Source organism: Agrococcus sp. BE272, assembly GCF_031457935.1.
GTDB classification, from domain to species: Bacteria; Actinomycetota; Actinomycetes; order Actinomycetales; family Microbacteriaceae; genus Agrococcus; species Agrococcus sediminis.
Map to the genome: position 1 here is coordinate 380,267 of NZ_JAVDXL010000002.1, position 18,721 is coordinate 398,987.

The 18,721-nt window shown below is 73.3% G+C and carries 17 protein-coding genes and 2 tRNA genes; 13 read left to right on the forward strand and 6 right to left on the reverse strand.

Going from position 1 to position 18,721, the window contains the following annotated elements; translation table 11 throughout:
* Positions 1-9 precede the first annotated feature (9 nt).
* A complete protein-coding gene (locus J2X49_RS08255) occupies positions 10-789 on the reverse strand; it encodes an FkbM family methyltransferase (RefSeq protein ID WP_310124859.1) in 780 nt (259 codons plus the stop codon).
* Positions 790-960: 171 nt separating this feature from the next.
* Here J2X49_RS08255 and J2X49_RS08260 point away from each other — a divergent pair, with 171 nt between their 5' ends.
* The 5 genes from J2X49_RS08260 (at position 961) to J2X49_RS08280 (ending at position 6,278) form a co-directional block, all read left to right on the forward strand.
* Entirely contained in the window at positions 961-2,181 is a 1,221-nt protein-coding gene (locus J2X49_RS08260; RefSeq protein ID WP_310124862.1) for a histidine kinase, read from the forward strand.
* On the forward strand, positions 2,178-2,825 hold the full coding sequence (locus J2X49_RS08265; RefSeq protein ID WP_310124865.1) for a response regulator transcription factor: 648 nt from the start codon (positions 2,178-2,180) through the stop codon (positions 2,823-2,825). Before J2X49_RS08260 ends, J2X49_RS08265 begins: the two co-directional genes overlap by 4 nt.
* A gap of 178 nt (positions 2,826-3,003) precedes the next feature.
* Positions 3,004-4,767: a 2-isopropylmalate synthase gene (gene leuA / locus J2X49_RS08270; RefSeq protein ID WP_310124867.1), complete on the forward strand. Its 1,764-nt coding sequence runs from the start codon at positions 3,004-3,006 to the stop codon at positions 4,765-4,767.
* Positions 4,768-4,770: 3 nt separating this feature from the next.
* Positions 4,771-5,502, forward strand: coding sequence for a DNA repair protein RecO (recO, locus tag J2X49_RS08275; protein WP_310124870.1), 732 nt, complete (start codon positions 4,771-4,773; stop codon positions 5,500-5,502).
* A complete protein-coding gene (locus tag J2X49_RS08280) occupies positions 5,499-6,278 on the forward strand; it encodes an isoprenyl transferase (protein ID WP_128188641.1) in 780 nt (259 codons plus the stop codon). The genes recO and J2X49_RS08280 overlap by 4 nt, the downstream gene beginning before the upstream one ends.
* Before the next feature lie 7 nt (positions 6,279-6,285).
* On the opposite strand, the gene J2X49_RS08285 is transcribed toward J2X49_RS08280, so the two are convergent.
* A complete protein-coding gene (locus J2X49_RS08285) occupies positions 6,286-6,894 on the reverse strand; it encodes a nucleotidyltransferase domain-containing protein (RefSeq protein WP_146356342.1) in 609 nt (202 codons plus the stop codon).
* Positions 6,895-7,080: 186 nt separating this feature from the next.
* Here J2X49_RS08285 and J2X49_RS08290 point away from each other — a divergent pair, with 186 nt between their 5' ends.
* From J2X49_RS08290 to dnaG, 4 genes are read left to right on the forward strand one after another with little or no spacing between them, the layout of a single operon-like run.
* Positions 7,081-8,460, forward strand: a complete 1,380-nt coding sequence (locus tag J2X49_RS08290; RefSeq protein ID WP_146356340.1) for a glycine--tRNA ligase — start codon at positions 7,081-7,083, stop codon at positions 8,458-8,460.
* Positions 8,457-9,611 carry a tRNA dihydrouridine synthase DusB gene (gene dusB / locus J2X49_RS08295; protein ID WP_310124875.1) on the forward strand — a complete coding sequence of 385 codons (1,155 nt, stop codon included), beginning with the start codon at positions 8,457-8,459 and terminating at the stop codon, positions 9,609-9,611. Before J2X49_RS08290 ends, dusB begins: the two co-directional genes overlap by 4 nt.
* Positions 9,601-10,857, forward strand: a complete 1,257-nt coding sequence (locus tag J2X49_RS08300) for a deoxyguanosinetriphosphate triphosphohydrolase (protein WP_310124880.1) — start codon at positions 9,601-9,603, stop codon at positions 10,855-10,857. The genes dusB and J2X49_RS08300 overlap by 11 nt, the downstream gene beginning before the upstream one ends.
* Positions 10,858-10,868: 11 nt before the next feature.
* Positions 10,869-12,734 carry a DNA primase gene (dnaG, locus tag J2X49_RS08305; protein WP_246991291.1) on the forward strand — a complete coding sequence of 622 codons (1,866 nt, stop codon included), beginning with the start codon at positions 10,869-10,871 and terminating at the stop codon, positions 12,732-12,734.
* Positions 12,735-12,737: 3 nt separating this feature from the next.
* Here dnaG and J2X49_RS08310 read toward each other — a convergent pair whose 3' ends face one another.
* The 3 genes from J2X49_RS08310 to def form a co-directional block, all read right to left on the reverse strand.
* Entirely contained in the window at positions 12,738-13,445 is a 708-nt protein-coding gene (locus J2X49_RS08310; RefSeq protein ID WP_310124885.1) for a hypothetical protein, read from the reverse strand.
* A 134-nt stretch (positions 13,446-13,579) separates the two neighbouring features.
* A tRNA-Asn gene (locus J2X49_RS08315) sits at positions 13,580-13,652 on the reverse strand.
* A 63-nt stretch (positions 13,653-13,715) separates the two neighbouring features.
* Entirely contained in the window at positions 13,716-14,279 is a 564-nt protein-coding gene (gene def / locus J2X49_RS08320) for a peptide deformylase (RefSeq protein ID WP_310124887.1), read from the reverse strand.
* A gap of 41 nt (positions 14,280-14,320) precedes the next feature.
* Between def and J2X49_RS08325 the strand changes: the two genes are divergently transcribed.
* The 3 genes from J2X49_RS08325 to J2X49_RS08335 all read left to right on the forward strand — a co-directional run bounded on the left by J2X49_RS08325 (position 14,321) and on the right by J2X49_RS08335 (position 16,558).
* A complete protein-coding gene (locus J2X49_RS08325) occupies positions 14,321-15,262 on the forward strand; it encodes a DMT family transporter (RefSeq protein WP_240671257.1) in 942 nt (313 codons plus the stop codon).
* Entirely contained in the window at positions 15,259-16,458 is a 1,200-nt protein-coding gene (locus J2X49_RS08330; RefSeq protein ID WP_128188649.1) for a glycosyltransferase, read from the forward strand. Before J2X49_RS08325 ends, J2X49_RS08330 begins: the two co-directional genes overlap by 4 nt.
* Positions 16,459-16,484: 26 nt before the next feature.
* Positions 16,485-16,558 (forward strand) — tRNA-Ile (locus J2X49_RS08335).
* Positions 16,559-16,623: 65 nt separating this feature from the next.
* On the opposite strand, the gene J2X49_RS08340 is transcribed toward J2X49_RS08335, so the two are convergent.
* Positions 16,624-17,328, reverse strand: a complete 705-nt coding sequence (locus J2X49_RS08340; protein WP_246991287.1) for a VOC family protein — start codon at positions 17,326-17,328, stop codon at positions 16,624-16,626.
* 165 nt (positions 17,329-17,493) lie between these two features.
* Here J2X49_RS08340 and J2X49_RS08345 point away from each other — a divergent pair, with 165 nt between their 5' ends.
* A complete protein-coding gene (locus J2X49_RS08345) occupies positions 17,494-18,693 on the forward strand; it encodes a hypothetical protein (protein ID WP_310124895.1) in 1,200 nt (399 codons plus the stop codon).
* Positions 18,694-18,721: the final 28 nt, after the last annotated feature.

Genomic DNA, 18,721 nt, shown 5'->3' on the forward strand with positions numbered 1-18,721 from the left:
GCAGAGCGCTCAGGCCGCGGCGCGGAAGAGGTAGTTGCGCGTGCCGAGCACGACGCGCTCCGCGGGCTGCCAGCCGTCATCGCGCCACGTGGCCATCGCGTAGCCGCGCTCGCGCAGCAGCGCCGCGACCTCGTCGGCGGTGCGGCCGTAGCGCGCGAGGTGGCGGTTCTCGATCTCGAGCAGCAGCGACGGCATGTCGCGCTCGAGCACCGCGGCGGCGCCGTGCAGCACCTCGGGCTCGAAGCCCTCGACGTCGGCCTTGATGAAGTGCACGCGCTCGATCGACCGCGCGGCGCACACGTCGTCGATGGTGGTGACGGGCACGTGGATGCGCCGGGTGGCGCCCGGGCGCGCCGGCACGGTCGTGGCGAGGCCGTCGGCGAGGTGCGCGTGGCCGCTGATCGTCAGGCCGAAGCGCACTGGCAGCACGAGCGGCAGGTGGCCGGCGGTGCGGCCCATGCCGGAGTCGGAGAGCCGGATGTGGCCGGCGCCGGTCGCGCGCCGGGCGGCCGACAGCAGCGCCCGCGGGCGGGGCTGCGGCTCGAAGCTGTGCGCGGCGCCGTCCGGGCCGACGAGGTCGGCGAGCGGGATCGAGTACATGCCGTAGGCGGCGCCCACGTCGAAGCAGACGTCGCCGCGCCGCACGAGGTGATGCAGGCCGCGGATCTCGGGCTCGACGAGCCGCAGCCGGGCCGCGGCGCGCATCCCGGCGGCGGCCACCGCGAGCCGGCTGCGCGCACGGGTGCGCTCCGGCCGGTCGGGGGCCGTCTCGATCGCGGTGTCTTCCACGTGCCCTCGATCCTGGTCGGGAGCTGCACCGGTGCAGCGAGGCAGAGCCTATCCGGCGAGGCCGCACGCGCGCGCCAGGCGCGACCGGCCCGCGCGGGCGGCCTCCGCCGAGCGGATGATTCCCGGCGGGCGGGCCCGGCCCGCGCCCGACGCCGCCCTACGCTGGCGTGCGTGACCACCGCATCCGCCGTCAACCCCCGGCGCCCCGCCGGCGGCGGGCGCCTCGACCGGCGCACGCTCCGCGCGGATGCCATCCTCGCCGCGGTCACGCTCGCCCTCCTCGGGCTGCCGATGGTGCTGATGGCGGCGCTGCCGATCGACACCCCGTGGCTGCTCGCGGCGGTCGTCGCTGTCGCCATGGTCGGGGCGATCCTCGTGCGCCGCGCCCGCCCGGTGCTCGCGCTCGCCGCGCTCACCGCGCTCGGGGCCGTGCACGTGCTGCTCGCCGCGCCGCTCTTCCCGGTCTGGTTCGCGGTGCTCGTCGTGCTCTACTCGGCGGGCCGCTTCTCGCGCTGGCCCGGCCGGCTCGCAGCCTTCGCGCTCGCGCTCGCCGCGTCGCTGCTCGCGTCGTGGTGGGTGACCACCACGGGCGGGTTCGCGTCCCCCGGCGCGGCCGCGAGCGAGGTCGTGCGCCTCACGGCGATCCTCTGGATCCCGCCGATGCTGCTGTTCTCGATGGCGATCCTCATCGGCTGGGGCGTCGCGGCGGCCGCCCGCACCGAGGCGGCGACGGTCGTCGCGCAGGTGTCGCAGCGGCGCGCCGACCAGGAGGAGGAGCGGGCCGCCCTCGCCCGCGACATGCACGACGTCGTCGCGCACTCGCTCGCCGTCGTCATCGCGCAGGCCAACGGCGCCCGGTACGCGCCCGATCCCGCCGTGAAGGACGCCTCGCTCGAGACGATCGCCGGCACCGCGAAGCACGCGCTCGGCGATGTGCGGCTGCTGCTCGAGCAGCTTCGCCACAGCGAGGCGCCCGACCCGATCGCGTCGCTCGACGGCGTCGACGTGCTGGTCGAGCGGATGCGCGCGGCCGGCCTCGACGTGCGGCTCGAGCGGGCGGGCGGCCCGGTCGCGCTGCCGCGCACGGCCGACATCGCCGCCTACCGGATCCTGCAGGAGGCGCTGACGAACGCGCTGCGGCACGGCGACCGCGGCCAGCCGGTGCACGTGCGCCTGCTCGGCGGTGCCGGCGCGGTGATCGACGTGCACAACCGGATGCTCGCGATGCCCGGCCGCGCGGGCCACGGCGTGCGCGGGATGCACGAGCGCGCGCGGCTCGCCGGCGGCGAGCTGTGGTCGGGCATCGACGACGGGTGGTTCCGCGTGCGGGCGGCGTTCCCGGCGGGCATGCAGCACCCGATGGCAGCCCGGGCGTTGGGAGGCCGCGCATGATCCGGGTGCTCATCGTCGACGACCAGGCGCTGTTCCGCAGCGGCATCCGCATGCTCGTCGAGTCGCAGCCCGACCTCGTGTGCGTCGGCGAGGCGGCCGACGGCGCGCAGGCCGTGCGCCTGGCCGACGAGCAGCAGCCCGACGTGATCCTCATGGACGTGCGCATGCCCGTGCTCGACGGCATCTCGGCGACCGACCGGATCGTGCGCGCGCGGCCCGGTGCGCGGGTCGTGGTGCTGACGACGTTCGACCTCGACGAGGCCGCGGCGCGCGCGATCCGCGCCGGCGCCTCCGGCTTCATCCTCAAGGACGCGGAGCCCGAGCTCGTGCTCGCGGCGATCCGAACGGTGCACGCGGGCAACGAGCTCGTCGCCGCGAGCGCGACCCGTGAGCTGTTCAAGGCGTTCGGCCGGCAGCGCCAGGCGGCGCCGCCCGCGTTCGGCGGGCTCACCGAGCGCGAGCGGCAGATCTTCTCGCTCGCGGCGAAGGGACTGTCGAACACCGAGATCGCGCGCACCGAGTTCGTCTCCGAGGCGACGGTGAAGACGCACATCTCGCGCATCCTCGCGAAGCTGGGGCTGCGCGACCGCGTGCAGCTCGTCGTCTTCGCCTACGAGCACGGGCTCGCGGGCGAGGCGGCGTAGTCCCCGCGCCCGCGACCGCGCGGCCGCGGCATCCTGCCCCGCGGATGGCGAGGGGTGTAGCCTGGACCCATGCAGAGCGTGCTGCTCCTTCCTCGCCGCGACGAGGCCTGAACCCCGGGCTTCCTCGTCGCGGAGGTCGTCCTGCCCGGACTTCAGGAGCAAGCGACAGGAGCGATCGATGAAGAACATGCAGCAGCCGTCCGGGATGCCGGCGCACCGCTACACCCCCTACCACGAGCAGATCAAGGTCGACCTGCCCGACCGCACGTGGCCCTCCAAGCGCATCGAGCGCGCGCCCCGCTGGTGCGCCGTCGACCTGCGCGACGGCAACCAGGCGCTCATCGACCCGATGACGCCCGACCGCAAGCTCGAGATGTTCCAGCTGCTGGTGCGGATGGGCTACAAGGAGATCGAGGTCGGCTTCCCGTCGGCGAGCCAGACCGACTTCGACTTCGTGCGCAAGCTCATCGACGAGCGGCTCATCCCCGACGACGTCACCATCCAGGTGCTCACGCAGTGCCGCGACCACCTCATCCGCCGCACCTTCGAGTCGATCGACGGGGCGAAGCAGGCGATCGTGCACATCTACAACTCCACGAGCGCGCTGCAGCGCGACGTGGTGTTCCGCTCCGACCGCGAGGGCGTGAAGCAGATCGCGATCGACGGCGCGAAGCTGTGCCTCGAGCTCGAGGGCATGCTGAGCGGCACGCAGGTCTTCTACGAGTACAGCCCCGAGTCGTACACCGGCACCGAGCTCGACTACGCGCTCGAGGTCTGCAACGCGATCATCGAGGTGCTCGACGCGCGCCCCGAGCGGCCCGTGATCATCAACCTGCCGGCGACCGTCGAGATGGCGACCCCCAACGTCTACGCCGACTCGATCGAGTGGATGCACCGCCACCTGGCGCGGCGCGAGTCGGTCATCCTGTCGCTGCACCCGCACAACGACCGCGGCACGGGCGTCGCGGCGGCCGAGCTCGGCTACATGGCCGGCGCGGACCGCATCGAGGGCTGCCTGTTCGGCAACGGCGAGCGCACCGGCAACGTCGACCTCGTCGCGCTGGGCCTCAACCTGCTGACGCAGGGCATCGACCCCGAGATCGACTTCTCCGACCTCGACGGGATCCGCCGCGTCGCCGAGCACTGCAACCAGCTGAAGGTGCACGAGCGCAGCCCGTGGGCCGGCGACCTCGTCTACACCGCGTTCTCGGGATCGCACCAGGACGCGATCAAGAAGGGCTTCGAGCGGATGGCCGCGGACGCGGCTGCGCAGGGCCGGAGCGTCGACGAGATCACGTGGGCCGTGCCGTACCTGCCGATCGACCCGAAGGACGTCGGCCGCAGCTACGAGGCCGTCATCCGCGTGAACTCGCAGTCGGGCAAGGGCGGCGTCGCCTACCTGCTGAAGTCCGACCACGGGCTCGACCTGCCGCGACGCCTGCAGATCGAGCTGTCGAACATCGTGCAGTCCCGCACCGACAGCGAGGGCGGCGAGGTCTCGAGCGCCGACATCTGGCACATCTTCACCGACGAGTACCTGCCCGCCGGGCCGCACACCGCGGCCGAGCGGTGGGGCCGCTTCGAGCTGGTGGCGTTCGAGACGACCTCCTCGAACGACGGCGCGACGACCCTCACGGCGCGGCTCCGCGACGGCGAGAGCGTCCGCGAGGTGCGCGCCGCCGGCAACGGGCCGATCGACGCGATGCTGTCGCTGCTGCGCGAGGAGGGCGTCGAGGTGACGCTCACCGACTACGTCGAGCACACGATGGGCGCGAGCTCCGACGCGACGGCCGCCGCCTACATCGAGCTCGAGGTCGACGGCGAGCGTGTCTGGGGCGTCGGCCTCGACCCGAGCTCGACGTCGGCGGCGCTGCGCGCGATCGTCTCGGGCGTCAACCGGGGCCTCCGCATCCACGACCGCAGGGCGATCCCGGTCGGCTGACCCGTGCCGACCTACCGCGACGAGGGAGTCGTCCTCCGCACCCACCAGCTGGGGGAGGCCGACCGCATCGTCACGCTGCTGACGCGCGAGCACGGCAAGGTGCGGGCGGTCGCGCGCGGCGTGCGGCGCACCTCGTCGCGGTTCGGCGGCCGGCTCGAGCCGTTCATGGTCGCCGACCTGCAGCTCGCGGTCGGCCGCAGCCTCGACATCGTCACGCAAGCGGTGACCCTCGGCTCCTACGCGCCGGTCATCGTCGCCGACTACCGCAGCTACACCGCCGCGACCGCGATGGTCGAGACCGCCGACCGGCTCACCGACGAGGACGGCTCGCGCCAGCAGTACCTGCTGCTCGTGGGTGCGCTGCGGTCGCTCTCGCGCGGCGAGCACGACCCGTCGCTGACGCTCGACTCGTACCTGCTGCGCGCCCTCTCGGTCGCCGGCTGGGCGCCGTCGTTCGCCGACTGCGCCGTCACGGGCGAGCCGGGGCCGCATCGCGCGTTCGTGCCGCAGCTCGGCGGCATGGTCGCCGACCACGCGGCGCCGCCCGGGGCGATGCGCATCGACGAGCCGACGCTCGCGCTGCTCGGCGCCCTGCTCACGGGCGACTGGGCCGCGGCCGAGGCGACCCCGCACGGCGTCCGCACGCGCGCATCCGGCGCCGTCGGGGCCTACGTCCAGTGGCACCTCGAGCGGGGCCTGCGCTCGCTCGAGCACGTCGACCGAGGAGCCAGGTGAGCGAGACGCGGCCCATCGACTGGACGGGCGAGCAGCCGCCCGCGTACCCGGCCGGCAGCCTGCCCGCGCACGTCGCGATCATCATGGACGGCAACGGGCGCTGGGCCAACGCCCGCGGCCTCACGCGCACGCAGGGGCACGCCGCGGGCGAGGAGCGCCTGCTCGACGTCGTCGCGGGCGCCCTGCAGGTCGGGGTGCAGCACCTGTCGGTCTACGCCTTCTCGACCGAGAACTGGAAGCGCAGCCCCGACGAGGTGCGCTTCCTCATGGGCTTCAACAAGGACGTGCTGCGTCGCCAGCGCGACCAGCTCGACGCGTGGGGCGTGCGGGTGCGCTGGGCGGGGCGCCGGCCGCGCCTGTGGCCGTCGGTGATCCGCGAGCTCGAGGAGGCCGAGCGGCGCACCGCGGGCAACACCGCGATGACCCTGCAGATGTGCGTCAACTACGGGGGCACGCACGAGATCGCGGATGCGGTGCGCTCGATCGCCGAGGACGTCGCGGCCGGGCGGCTCAAGCCCTCCGCCGTCGACGACCGGCTCGTGCGCAGCCGCATGTACAACCCGGACGTGCCGGACGTCGACCTCTACATCCGCTCCTCCGGCGAGCAGCGCATCTCGAACTTCCTCACGCTGCAGGGCGCCTACGCCGAGATGGTCTTCCTCGACCGGCTGTGGCCCGACTTCACGCGGCGCGACCTGTGGTACGCGCTCGACCAGTACACGGGGCGCGACCGGCGCTTCGGCGGCGCGGTCGACGCGCCGCAGCCGACCGGCTGAGCGGCGCTCAGCCCGCGGCGAGCAGGCGCTTGCGCCAGGGGTGGTCCTCGGCGATGCGCTCGGCGAGCCACGCGCGGGCCTCGGCGTCGAGGGCCGGGAGCGCCTCGTCGAGCCAGGCGACGTCGGCCTGCTCGGCGGCGGCGTACGCCAGCACGATCTGCGGCTTGGCGTAGCGGATGCCGTCGACCGCCATCAGCGCGTCGTCGAGCGGCATCGTGACGGCGGTGTCGCGGCGGAAGCGCCAGGACTCGCTGTCGCTCGGGTCGAGCAGCACCTCGTACTCCCACTGCCCGTAGGCGCTGCGGCGCAGCCAGATGCTCGTGGTGCCGAGCGGCAGCACGTCGGAGTCGTGGGGGAGGAGCGGCTTCAGCGCGCCCTGGAAGGCGCACCACAGCTGCCACTTGCCGCCGAGCCAGCCGCGCAGCAGGCTCAGCTCGCTGCGGGGGATGACGAGGTCGATGTCGCCGTGCGGGCGGCTGCGCTCGAGCGCGCGGTCGAGGGCCCAGCCGCCGCCGATCCACCAGGTGCCGGAGTAGCCGTCGAGGAGCTCGGCCGCGTCCGCGGGCCAGCGCTCGGCCCAGGCGCCATAGAGCTCTCGCTGCTCATCGCTCTGCATCGGCCCTCCTCGCCGAGTCCTTCGGGGCGCTCGCGCCCCAAGCCTCGACCCTATCCCAGCACCGCATCCGCGCATCGCCCCCATGCGCGAGGCACAGCGACCGGGAGCGCCTCGCCCGCTCGGTAGAATCGAGGTTCACGTGCCGCGCCCCAGCCAGGGGCGCCCGGCCGATACCGAGGAGCATCCGTGGCCCAGAACCGACTCGACGCCGTCATCAACCTCGCGAAGCGCCGTGGCTTCGTGTTCCAGGCGGGCGAGATCTACGGCGGCTCCCGGTCGGCGTGGGACTACGGCCCCCTGGGCGTGGCGCTCAAGGAGAACATCAAGCGCCAGTGGTGGAAGACGTTCGTGCAGGGCCGCGACGACATGGTGGGCCTCGACTCGTCGATCATCCTGCCGTCGGCCGTGTGGCAGGCATCCGGCCACGTCGCCACGTTCACCGACCCCCTCGTCGAGTGCCTGCAGTGCCACAAGCGCCACCGCCAGGACCACCTCGAGGAGGCGTACGAGGCGAAGAAGGGCCGCGCCGCCGCCTCGATGGACGAGATCACGTGCCCCGACTGCGGCACGACGGGCAAGTGGACGGAGCCGCAGCTCTTCTCGGGCCTCATGAAGACGTACCTCGGCCCGGTCGACAACGAGGCGGGCCAGCACTACCTGCGCCCCGAGACGGCACAGGGCATCTTCGTGAACTTCTCGAACGTGCTCACCGTCTCGCGCAAGAAGCCGCCGTTCGGCATCGGCCAGGTCGGCAAGGCCTTCCGCAACGAGATCACGCCGGGCAACTTCATCTTCCGCACGCGCGAGTTCGAGCAGATGGAGATCGAGTACTTCACGCACCCCGACGAGGCCCCCGCGTGGTTCGACCGCTGGGTCGAGGCGTGCTGGGACTGGTTCGTCGACCTCGGCGTCGACCCGGCCAACATGCGCCGCTTCGACGTGCCCGAGGAGGAGCGCGCGCACTACTCGGCCGGCACGATCGACGTCGAGTACCGCTTCGGCTTCCAGGGCTCGGAGTGGGGCGAGCTCATGGGCATCGCGAACCGCACCGACTTCGACCTCTCGTCGCACTCGGAGGCCTCCGGCAAGGACCTCGTCTACTTCGACCAGGCCACCGGCGAGCGCTACACGCCGTACGTCATCGAGCCGTCCTTCGGCCTCACGCGCAGCCTGATGGCGTTCCTCGTCGACGCCTACGAGGAGGAGGAGGTGCCCAACAGCAAGGGCGGCACCGACACCCGCACCGTGCTCCGGCTCGACCCGCGCCTCGCGCCCGTCAAGGTCGCGGTGCTGCCGCTGTCGCGCAACGAGCAGCTCTCGCCGCTCGCCCGCGACATCGCCGCGCGGCTGCGCAAGCTCTGGGCGATCGACTTCGACGACGCGGGCGCGATCGGCCGCCGCTACCGCCGGCAGGACGAGGTCGGCACGCCGTACTGCGTCACCGTCGACTTCGACTCGCTCGAGGACGGCGCGGTGACCGTGCGCGAGCGCGACTCGATGGCGCAGACCCGCGTCGCGATCGACGACCTCGAGGCGCACCTGGCCCAGGGGCTCGTCGGAGCGTGACGAGCACCGTGAGCACGACCCCGGCGCTGTCGATCGGGCCCATCGCCCTCGACACGCCGGTCGTGCTCGCGCCCATGGCCGGCATCACGAACACCGCGTTCCGGCGGCTCTGCCGCGAGTTCGGCGCCGGACTGTACGTGAGCGAGATGATCACCTCGCGCGCGCTCGTCGAGCGCACGCCCGAGACGATGCGCCTCATCAGCCACCACGAGTCCGAGACGCCGCGGTCGGTGCAGCTGTACGGCGTCGACCCGCGCACGGTCGAGCAGGCCGTCGGCATCCTCGTCGACGAGGACCGCGCCGACCACATCGACCTCAACTTCGGCTGCCCGGTGCCGAAGGTCACGCGCCGGGGCGGCGGCAGCGCGCTGCCGTGGAAGCGGGAGCTGTTCGGCGCCATCGTGCAGCGCGCCGTCGCGCGCGCCGGCGACATCCCGGTGACCGTCAAGATGCGGAAGGGCATCGACGACGACCACCTCACCTATCTCGACGCCGGGCGCATCGCCGAGGACGCCGGCGTCGCGGCAGTCGCCCTGCACGGTCGCACCGCCGCCCAGCACTACTCGGGCACCGCCGACTGGGCCGCGATCGCGCGCCTCAAGGAGGCGGTCACCTCCATCCCCGTGCTCGGCAACGGCGACATCTGGCAGGCCGAGGATGCGCTGCGGATGGTGCGCGAGACGGGCGTCGACGGCGTCGTGGTCGGCCGCGGCTGCCTCGGCCGCCCGTGGCTCTTCGGCGACCTCGCGGCCGCGTTCGCCGGCAGCGACGCCCGGCACCGGCCGAGCCTCGGGCAGGTGGCGGATGCGTTCCGCCGGCATGCGGAGCTGCTGGTCGAGTTCTTCGGCGAGGAGGACCGCGCCTGCCGCGACATCCGCAAGCACGTCGCCTGGTACTTCAAGGGCTACCCGGTCGGCGGCGACGCGCGCCGCGCGCTCGCGGCGGTCGAGTCGCTCGCGCACCTCGACGAGCTGCTCGGCGGCCTCGACCGCGATGTGCCGTACCGGGCCGAGGGCATCGAGGGGCAGCGGGGCCGCGCCGGCAGCCCCCGGCGCCCTGCGCTGCCCGACGGCTGGCTCGACAGCCCCGAGCTGAGCGCAGCGCAGCGGGCGGCGCTCATCGAGGACGAGAGCGACACCCGTGGCGGCTGAGCCGCGCCGCGCGGCGCCGAAGGGGTACGGCGACCACGACGTCGAGCGCTGGCTGCCCGAGACGCACACCTCCGCGCGCACCGACTTCGCGCGCGACCGGGCGCGGCTGCTGCACTCGAGCGCCTTCCGGAGGCTCGGGCAGAAGACGCAGGTGCTCTCGCCCACGATGGGCTTCGACGACTCGCGCACCCGCTTGACCCACTCGCTCGAGGTGGCGCAGATCGGCCGCGAGATCGCCGCCGAGCTCGGGCTCGACCACGACGTCGTCGACACCGCGTGCCTCGCCCACGACATCGGGCATCCGCCCTTCGGCCACAACGGCGAGAAGGGCCTCAACGAGTGGGCGCTGGCGATCGGCGGCTTCGAGGGCAACGCGCAGACGCTGCGCGTCATCACGCGGCTCGAGCCGAAGGTGATCGACGGCCGCCCGTACGGGCTCAACCTCACGCGCGCGAGCGTCGGCGCCGCGTGCAAGTACCCGTGGCCGGCCGCGACCGACGTCCACGACGCATCCGGCCGGGTGAAGTTCGGCTTCTACGCCGACGACCGCGACGCGTTCGAGTGGATGCGCCTGGGGGCGCCCGAGGGCAGGCCGAGCATCGAGGCGCAGGTGATGGACCTGGCCGACGACATCGCCTACTCGGTGCACGACTTCGAGGACGCCGTGGTCGGCGGCTACGTCGACGTGGCGAAGCTGCAGAGCCGCGTCGGCCACGACGAGCTCGTCTCGATGATGCTCACGTGGGTGGGGCCGGAGTTCACGCGCGACGAGCTGCTCGCCGCCTTCGACCGGCTCGACGACCTCGACACGTGGCTGCGCTCGTTCGACGGCTCGCGCGCCGACCACGCGCGCCTCAAGAACCTCACGTCGAAGCTCATCGGGCGGTTCGCGAACGCGGCGATCCGCGCGACGCGCGAGAGCCACGAGGGGCCGCTCGCGCGCTTCGGCGGCACCGTCGAGGTGCCGCGCGAGGTGCGTGCCGAGATCGCGGTGCTCAAGGGCACGGCCGCGAGCTTCATCCTCGCCGAGCGCCGGCAGCCGATCTACGCGAGCCAGCGCCGCATCCTGCAGGAGCTGTGCGACGCGCTGCTGCGCATCGGCCCCGCCGCGCTCGACCGGGCCCACGCCGACGACTGGCGCGCCGCATCCGACGACGCCGGGCGCGCCCGCGTGGTGGTCGACCAGGTCGCGAGCCTCACCGACCGCGGCGCCTTCGCGTGGCACGAGCGCCACGTCGGGGACTGAAGGGGGGAGCGATGGCGGGCCGGATCCGACGTGCGGACATCGACGAGCTGCGCTCGCGCATCTCGATCGTCGACGTGGTCGCCGAGCACGTCACGCTGAAGACCGCGGGCGTCGGCAGCATGAAGGGGCTGTGCCCGTTCCACGACGAGCGCACGCCGTCGTTCCACGTGCGGCCGGCCGTGGGCCGCTACCACTGCTTCGGCTGCGGGGAGGACGGCGACGCCTTCCAGTTCGTGATGGCGATGGACCACACGTCGTTCCAGGAGACCGTGGAGCGCTTCGCCGCGCAGCTCGGCTACACGCTCCACTACGAGGATGGCAAGCCGCAGGAGGAGACGAGCGGGCGGCTGCGGCTGCTCGAGGCGTCGAAGGCGGCCGAGGCGTACTTCCGCGAGCAGCTGCTGACGCCGGGCGCGGCGCTCGGGCAGCGGTTCCTCGGCGAGCGCGGCTTCGACCTCGCCGCCGCCGAGCGCTTCGGCGTGGGCTTCGCGCCCGCGTCGTTCGACGCGCTGAAGTCGCACCTGCGCGGCCGCGGCTTCACCGAGGCCGAGCTGCTCGGCGCGGGCCTGCTGAGCGAGGGCCAGCGCGGCAGCTACGACCGGTTCCGCGGCCGGCTGATCTGGCCCATCCGCGACGTCGCCGGGGCGACCGTCGGGTTCGGCGCACGGCGCCTGGCCGACGACGACAAGGGCCCGAAGTACCTCAACTCGCCCGAGACGCCCATCTTCCGCAAGAGCCAGGTGCTCTACGGGCTCGACCTCGCGAAGCGCGACATCGCGCGCGGCCACGAGGCGGTCGTGGTCGAGGGCTACACGGATGTCATGGCGTGCCACCTCGCGGGCGTCACGACCGCGGTCGCGACGTGCGGCACCGCCTTCGGCGTCGACCACATCAAGGTGCTGCGGCGCGTGCTGGGCGACGTCTCGACGACCGACACCCGCGCGCTCGGCCGCGTCGTGTTCACCTTCGACCCCGACGAGGCTGGGCAGCAGGCGGCGGCCCGCACCTTCGCCGAGGAGCAGCGCTTCGCGGCGCAGACCTTCGTCGCGGTGCCGCCGGAGGGCCTCGACCCGTGCGACCTGCGCCTCGAGCGCGGCGACGACGCCGTGCGGCGGCTCGTGCAGCAGCCGCGGCCGCTGTTCGAGTTCATGCTGCGCCGCATCGTCGCCCAGCACGACCTCGAGACCGTCGAGGGGCGGGTCGCGGCGATGCGGCGCGCGGCGCCGGTGCTGCAGTCGATCCGCGACCGCGCGCTCGCCGACGGCTACATGCGCACGGTCGCCGGCTGGCTCGGCGTGAGCCCCGAGGAGGTGCGCGCCGCCGTGCGGCAGGCGGGGCCGCGGCCCACGCCGAGCGCGGGCGACGCCGGCCGCCCCGGCGGCGCGCCCGCGCATCCGCCCGCCGACGTGGCGCTCGGCCAGCTCGAGCGCGACCCGGCGTCGCGGCTCGAGCGCGATGCGGTCGCCGCGATGCTGCAGCAGCCGGCGGTGCTCGGCCGCGACCTGGCCGCGCGCGGCGCCTCCGCGTACGTCGCGAACCCGTCGCTCGCGGTCGTGCGCGACGGGGTGCTGGCCACGCTCGACGCGTTCGAGGCGAGCGACTTCTCGGAGCGGGTCGCGCAGGCGGTGCCGGCCGAGCTCGTGCCGCTCGTGCGCGCGCTGGCGATGTCGCCCATCCCGCAGACGTCGAAGGAGGGCGTCACCGCCTACGTGCGCGGCATCGTCGGCTCGCTCGTCGACCGCGACATCCTGCGGCGGAAGGCCGAGCTGCTCGGCAGCCTGCAGCGCCTCGGCGCCACCGACCCCGAGGCGTCGAAGCAGCTGCAGGAGCAGCTGCTCGCCCTCGAGCGCGAGCGGCGGTCGCTTCGCGCGGAGTAGCGCCTACGGCACGAGGAAGTTGATCTGGAAGTGCTCGAGCACGACCTCGTCGATGTGCTCGATGCCGCCCGTGTCCGGACCGCACGCGGCGCGGATCGCGCTCGTGGTCTGGCTCGACTGGAAGTTGCGCGCGAACCACGCCTCGGTCGAGCCGTCCTCGCGCTCCTCGAAGAGCGACAGCAGCACCACCGCGACGCCCTGCGACGCCGAGGGGGCGAGCTGGAACGTGTCGGCGTCCCAGTCGTCGGGCGAGCTGTCGGTGAGCGCGGCGAGCGTCGCCTCGGAGCTCTCGACCTCGTCGGTCGAGTCGATGTCCTGCTGGCCCTGGTAGGCCCAGAAGGTGCAGCCGGTCGCGCTCTCGACGACGTGGATGGTCGGGCCGAGCGGGAAGTCGGAGTCGGGCTGCGGCGCGAACGCGCCGTCGGTGATGATGCTCGTCTCCCAGCCGGGCAGCGTGCCGGGCTCGAGCACGTCGCCCACCTCGAGCAGCTCGGGGAGCGCGCTGGCGTCGGGATCGGTGCCGGGCTCCGTCGACTCGGTCGGCTCCGTCGGCGCGGGCGCCGGCTCGCTCGGCTGCGGCACGGACGGCGAGGGATCGGTGATCGCGGGCGGCACGTCGGGCGGGAGCGGCACGCAGCCGGCGAGCGCGAGCGCGGCCGCGGCGGTGAGGACGAGCGGCGCGAGGCGCGGGCGGCGGGGAAGAGACGACATCGATGCTCCAGGCTCGAGCGGGCGTGACGCTGGCACCGTAGCGCGGATCCATGCAGGAACGGCAAGAACCTCGCCGTGCGCCCTCGAACCCCGCTGGCACGGCAAAGGCCCCGCCGTTCGGCGGGGCCTTCTCGCTCCCCGAGATGGACTCGAACCATCAACCTGCCGGTTAACAGCCGGCTGCTCTGCCAATTGAGCTATCGAGGATCGCTGCGGGAGCGACGACAAGCGTAGCATCCCGTCCGGGCGGGGGTCACATCGGCGGGGGCCTCAGCCCTCGAGGTCGTCCTCGCCCGGCATCCACGTGAGCCCCTCGACGCCCCACTTGTTGCGCTTGATCGCCTTCTGCACGCCCTTCGTGCCGAACGCATCCAGCCGGTCGGCGTAGAGGATGCCGTTCAGGTGGTCGAACTCGTGCTGCAGGATGCGCGCGAGCCACCCGGAGGCCTCGAGCTCGTAGTGCTCGCCGCGCTCGTCCTGGGCCCGCAGCAGCGCGCGCTCGGCGCGCAGCAGCGCGAAGCGCTCGCCGGGGATGGAGAGGCAGCCCTCCTCGTCGTCCTCGTCGGGGAGGCCGACGGGCAGCGGCGAGATCCACAGCTCCGGGTTCGCGGCGACGCCGCGGGTGCGGACGCCGTCGGCGTCGGTCCAGTCGTAGACGAACAGGCGCTTCGCGAGCCCGATCTGCGGGGCGGCGAGGCCGACGCCGGGCGCGGCCTCCATGGTGGCGAACATGTCGGCGACCAGCGCGGCCAGCTCGTCGCCGAAGGCGCGCACGGGGTCGGCGACGCGGTGGAGGACGGGCTCGCCCGTGATGCAGATGGGCAGAACGGTCATGTCGTCCAGGGTATCGACGGCTGCGGCGGTAGGTTCATCGGGTGCTCTTCACCGCCCTCGACGATCTCGCCGCAGAGATCTCGCTGACGCCGATGCAGGCGCTCGGGATCCCGGTCGCGATCGTGGGAGCGGTGTTCCTGTCGGTGGGCACGCAGTTCCAGCACCGCGGCGTCGGCCACTTCGAGGGCGGCGACCAGCGCGGCGCCCACCTCGGCGGCTCGGCGATGCTGCGCCTCGTGCGCAACCCCGCCTGGGTCGTGGGCACGCTGCTGCTCGGCCTCGCGATCGTCATGCAGCTGGGCGCGCTCGCCCTCGCGCCGCTCATCGTGGTGCAGCCGCTGGGCGCCGTCGCGCTCGTGGTCACCGCCATCCTCAACGCGCGCCTGGCCGGCATCCGGCTCGACCACCGCACGATCCGGGCGATCGCGCTGTGCCTGACGGGCATCGGCATCTTCGTCACCGTGGCGGCCATCTTCGCCGTCGAGCGGCCCATCCGCGACCAGCAGCTGCTGACGGTGCTCGCCCTGCTCGTCGTCGCGCTCGCCGGGCTCGGCGCCGCCTGGTGGTGGTTCCGGCACCGCGCGAACGCGTTCTTCTACATCCTGGCCGCCGGCGTGCTCTACGGCTTCGTGGTGACGCTCTCGAAGATCGTCATCAACCGCATCATCTCCAGCCAGTTCGACTGGCTCACGATCGTGTGCGCCGTCGCGCTCGTGATCGCGATGCTCGTCGGCAGCTACGCCGTGCAGCTCGCGCACGCCTCCGGACCGCCCGACCTCGTCATCGCCGGACTCACCGTCATCGACCCGCTCGTCGCCGTGCTCATCGGCGTCACGGTGCTCGGCGAGGCCTCGGCGACCCCGCCGTGGGCCATCATCGTGTTCGCCGCCGCAGGAGCGATCGCCGTCACGGGCGTCCTCCAGCTCGCCAGGCACCACCCACAGATCCGGACGCTGTCGACAGCGCCCGAGGAGGACCAATGACCGACCGGCCCCTGCGCATCCTCATCGCCACCGACACGTTCGCGCCCGACGTCAATGGCGCCGCGAAGTTCACCACCCGGCTCGCCGCGCGCCTCACCGCCCGCGGGCACGAGGTGCATGTCGTCGCGTCGGCGCTCGGCCGCGGCCGCCACGGCACGCGCGTCGAGGAGCACGAGGGCCAGCGCTTCAGCGTGCACCGCCTGCGGTCGCTGCTGTACCCGGGCCACGAGTGGCTGCGCTTCGCGTCGCCGTGGCGGGTCTGGCAGAACGCGGCGTCGCTGCTCGACGCGCTGCGGCCCGACGTCGTGCACTTCCAGTCGCACCTCGTGCTCGGCCGCGCGTTCTCGACCGAGGCCAAGAAGCGCGGCATCCGCGTCATCGGCACGAACCACCTGATGTTCGAGAACCTGATGGATCACTCCAACATCCCGCGCGCCCTGCACGCGCCCGCGGTCGACTTCGCCTGGGGCGACGCGGCGACGGTCTTCGGCCGGTGCGACGTCGTCACGACGCCGACGCGCCGCAGCGCCGACTACCTCGAGCGCAAGACCGGGCTCACCGGCGTGCACGCGATCTCGTGCGGCCTGCCGGGCGACGAGTACGCGCCCAACCCCGAGCGCCAGCACGGCCGCATCGTCTTCGTCGGCCGCGTGACGACCGAGAAGCGGCTCGACACCCTCGTGCGGGCCGTCGCGCAGCTGCCCGATGACCTCGACTGGCACCTCGACATCGTCGGCGGCGGCGACCAGATCGACGAGCTCGCCGCGCTCGCCCGCGACCTGCACGTCGCCGACCGCGTCACCCTGACGGGGTTCGTGAGCGACACGGAGCTGCGCGAGCGGCTGCGCGCCGCCGAGGTCTTCGCGATGCCGTCGACCGCCGAGCTGCAGTCGATCGCGACGATGGAGGCGATGGCGACGGGCCTGCCGGTCGTCGCCGCCGACGCGATGGCGCTGCCGCACCTCGTGCGCGACGGCGCGAACGGCTGGCTCTTCCGGCCCGACGACGCGACCGACATGGCCGAGAAGCTCGAGCGCGTGCTGCGCCTGAGCGACGAGGAGTACGGCGCGTTCCAGCGCCACAGCCTCGAGATCGTCGCGCCGCACGACATCGAGACGACGATCACCGCCTTCGAGCGCCTCTACCGCGGCGAGGACATCCGCGACCCCGAGACCCGCGTGGAGCTCGCCGACTAGGATCGGCGGATGGGCCGGGAGGCCTCGGGGCGGTAGCTCAGCTGGTCAGAGCAGGGGACTCATAATCCCTCGGTCACGGGTTCAAGTCCCGTCCGCCCTACGGTCGAGCCGGACGCTGCCTGATGCATGCCGGTCCACCGGACCGGCATGCAAGTCCCGTCCGCCCTACCGGTTCGTGGCGGAGGCGTCGATGCAGATGACGCCCTGGTTGCCGTCTTGGTCGGCGATCACGGTGAGGGAGGGCGCGTCGCTGTCGTCGACGACGGTGCCACCTGCGGCGAGGGCCCCGGCGATGCGCTCCTGGGCAGCTTCGGGCGCGACGTAGACCTCGAGGTGGAATCGCTGCCGCGAGCCTGCATGCTCGAGCGCGTCGCCGAACCAGAGGTTCGGCACCCGGCCCGCCGCATCCCGGATCTCGTCGCTCGGGGAGCCGTGGCCCTGCGCGTCGGCGCGACCGGTGAGGAGTGCCGCCCAGACGGGCGCGATCGCGGCCGACTGCGCGGTGTCGAGGCCCAGCTCGATGACGCTGACCGAGGCGGGGTCGGCCGCGAGCCGATGCTCGGCGGCGACCTCGGTGATGCGCCGCGCGAGCTCGACGTCCTGCTGCGTCACCCACTCGACGAGGTGCTCGGTGCCCTCGCCGTCGCGGTAGACCGCGTCGTCGCTGCTGAGCTTCAGGTCGACGTGGCCGTGCCCGATCGCGACGCTCGGGTGGTGCCCGACCGCGTCGCCGGCCTCGCCCACCGCCGCGACGAAGCGCGCGCCGGCGCTGAAGCCGTCCACCAGGTAGCGGGCGTGGAGCCCCTGCGCGAGCTTGCGCCAGTCGGTCAGGTCGGCTGCGGCGATCTGCTCGCCCGTGAGCATGTCCATGGAGCGCGACACTACCCCTGGCCGCATCCCCAATGCGAACACTGTTCCTAGTCCACGTCGAGGGGTTGCGCAGGATCGCCCCCGAGCCCGCTCCTTCGCGCCCGCGAGCACGTACGGTCGCCCCATCCCGCGCCTGCGGGGTACAAGCGCGAGAAGAGAGTCCCCATGCGTGTTCCCTCCCTGCTGGCCGCGACCGCGGTCGGCCTGGCACTGGCTCTGACCAGCGTCGCGCCCGCGCACGCCGGCCCGGCCGACCGCCAGATCGCCTGCTCCGCCCTTGGCGGCACCCTCAGCGGCAACGGCGCCAACCAGGTCTGCACCGTCATCAGCACGGTCGTCGTCGCCGACGTCCCGTCCGGCGAGCCGAGCGTCTCCTACAGTGCCGACCGCCCCGTCGGCGACGCCGTCACCGTCGACACGTCGCCGCCCGTGCGGCAGCCCGATCCGTCGGTCGCGATCGACGAGCGCGACGCGGGCGAGGCGACCGTCGAGCGCACCGAGCGCCCCGGCACCCCGGTCGTCACCGAGGAGGAGCGCGACGCGGCCCCCTCGACGAGCGAGGACGTCGTCGTGCTCGGCACCCCGAGCTCGACCGACCGCACCGTGCTGGGCGCGTCGACGACGACGCAGGCGCCGACGACGATCGACTGTCGGCAGGTGAACGACGCGCGCGCCGCGAGGCCCGTCGAGCGGTGCGAGCGCGCGGTGCTGACGACCGTCACGACGCCGACGACCGTCGTCACGACCACCACCACGTCGCGAGAGCTCGTCACGACGACCACGCAGCCGCGCGAGACGCTCATCACCACGACCACGCCCTGGACCGAGGTCTTCACGACCACCCAGCCGCGCCAGTCGTGCACGACGACGACCTACGCGACCCTCATCGACACGGAGACGACGCAGCAGACCGAGCGCACGCGGACCACGACCCAGCCGACCACGACGACGACGACCGTCACGACGGCGGTCTACGGGTTCCCGCGCGGCACGGACGTGCCCACGTTCACCTCCTCGAGCGACGCCGTGACGACGGCCGCCGGCACGCCCGAGGTGACGGAGGCCGTGGTGCCCGGCACCCCGGTCGTGACGACCGGCCTCCGCGCCGGTGCGGACGAGGCCGACGTCGAGTGCGACCCGATCGCGCCCATCGTCACCGCCGTCGACGGCGCCACCCGGCAGCAGGCCGAGACGGCGGTCGAGGCCGCCGATGCGATCGTGACCGTCACGAGCGCGACGATCGACCCGCTCGTCGTCGACACCGAGGCGCCCGGCGCTCCGGTCGTCACCACGTCGGTCGAGGGCATCGGCGAGACCTGCATGGCGACTCCCGCGGTCGCCGAGCAGCGCCGCAACCGCTGCTGAACCGGCACAGCGGCGGCGCGGCCCTCCC

Excerpts from the sequence above, each read along its gene's own strand:
- J2X49_RS08330 (WP_128188649.1), top strand. The coding sequence starts at position 15,259 with ATGACCGACCGGCCCCTGCGCATCCTCATCGCCACCGACACGTTCGCG.
- J2X49_RS08265 (WP_310124865.1), top strand. The coding sequence starts at position 2,178 with ATGATCCGGGTGCTCATCGTCGACGACCAGGCGCTGTTCCGCAGCGGC.
- J2X49_RS08340 (WP_246991287.1), bottom strand. The coding sequence starts at position 17,328 with ATGGACATGCTCACGGGCGAGCAGATCGCCGCAGCCGACCTGACCGAC.
- dnaG (WP_246991291.1), top strand. The coding sequence starts at position 10,869 with ATGGCGGGCCGGATCCGACGTGCGGACATCGACGAGCTGCGCTCGCGC.
- leuA (WP_310124867.1), top strand. The coding sequence starts at position 3,004 with ATGAAGAACATGCAGCAGCCGTCCGGGATGCCGGCGCACCGCTACACC.
- def (WP_310124887.1), bottom strand. The coding sequence starts at position 14,279 with ATGACCGTTCTGCCCATCTGCATCACGGGCGAGCCCGTCCTCCACCGC.
- J2X49_RS08285 (WP_146356342.1), bottom strand. The coding sequence starts at position 6,894 with ATGCAGAGCGATGAGCAGCGAGAGCTCTATGGCGCCTGGGCCGAGCGC.
- J2X49_RS08310 (WP_310124885.1), bottom strand. The coding sequence starts at position 13,445 with ATGTCGTCTCTTCCCCGCCGCCCGCGCCTCGCGCCGCTCGTCCTCACC.
- J2X49_RS08345 (WP_310124895.1), top strand. The coding sequence starts at position 17,494 with ATGCGTGTTCCCTCCCTGCTGGCCGCGACCGCGGTCGGCCTGGCACTG.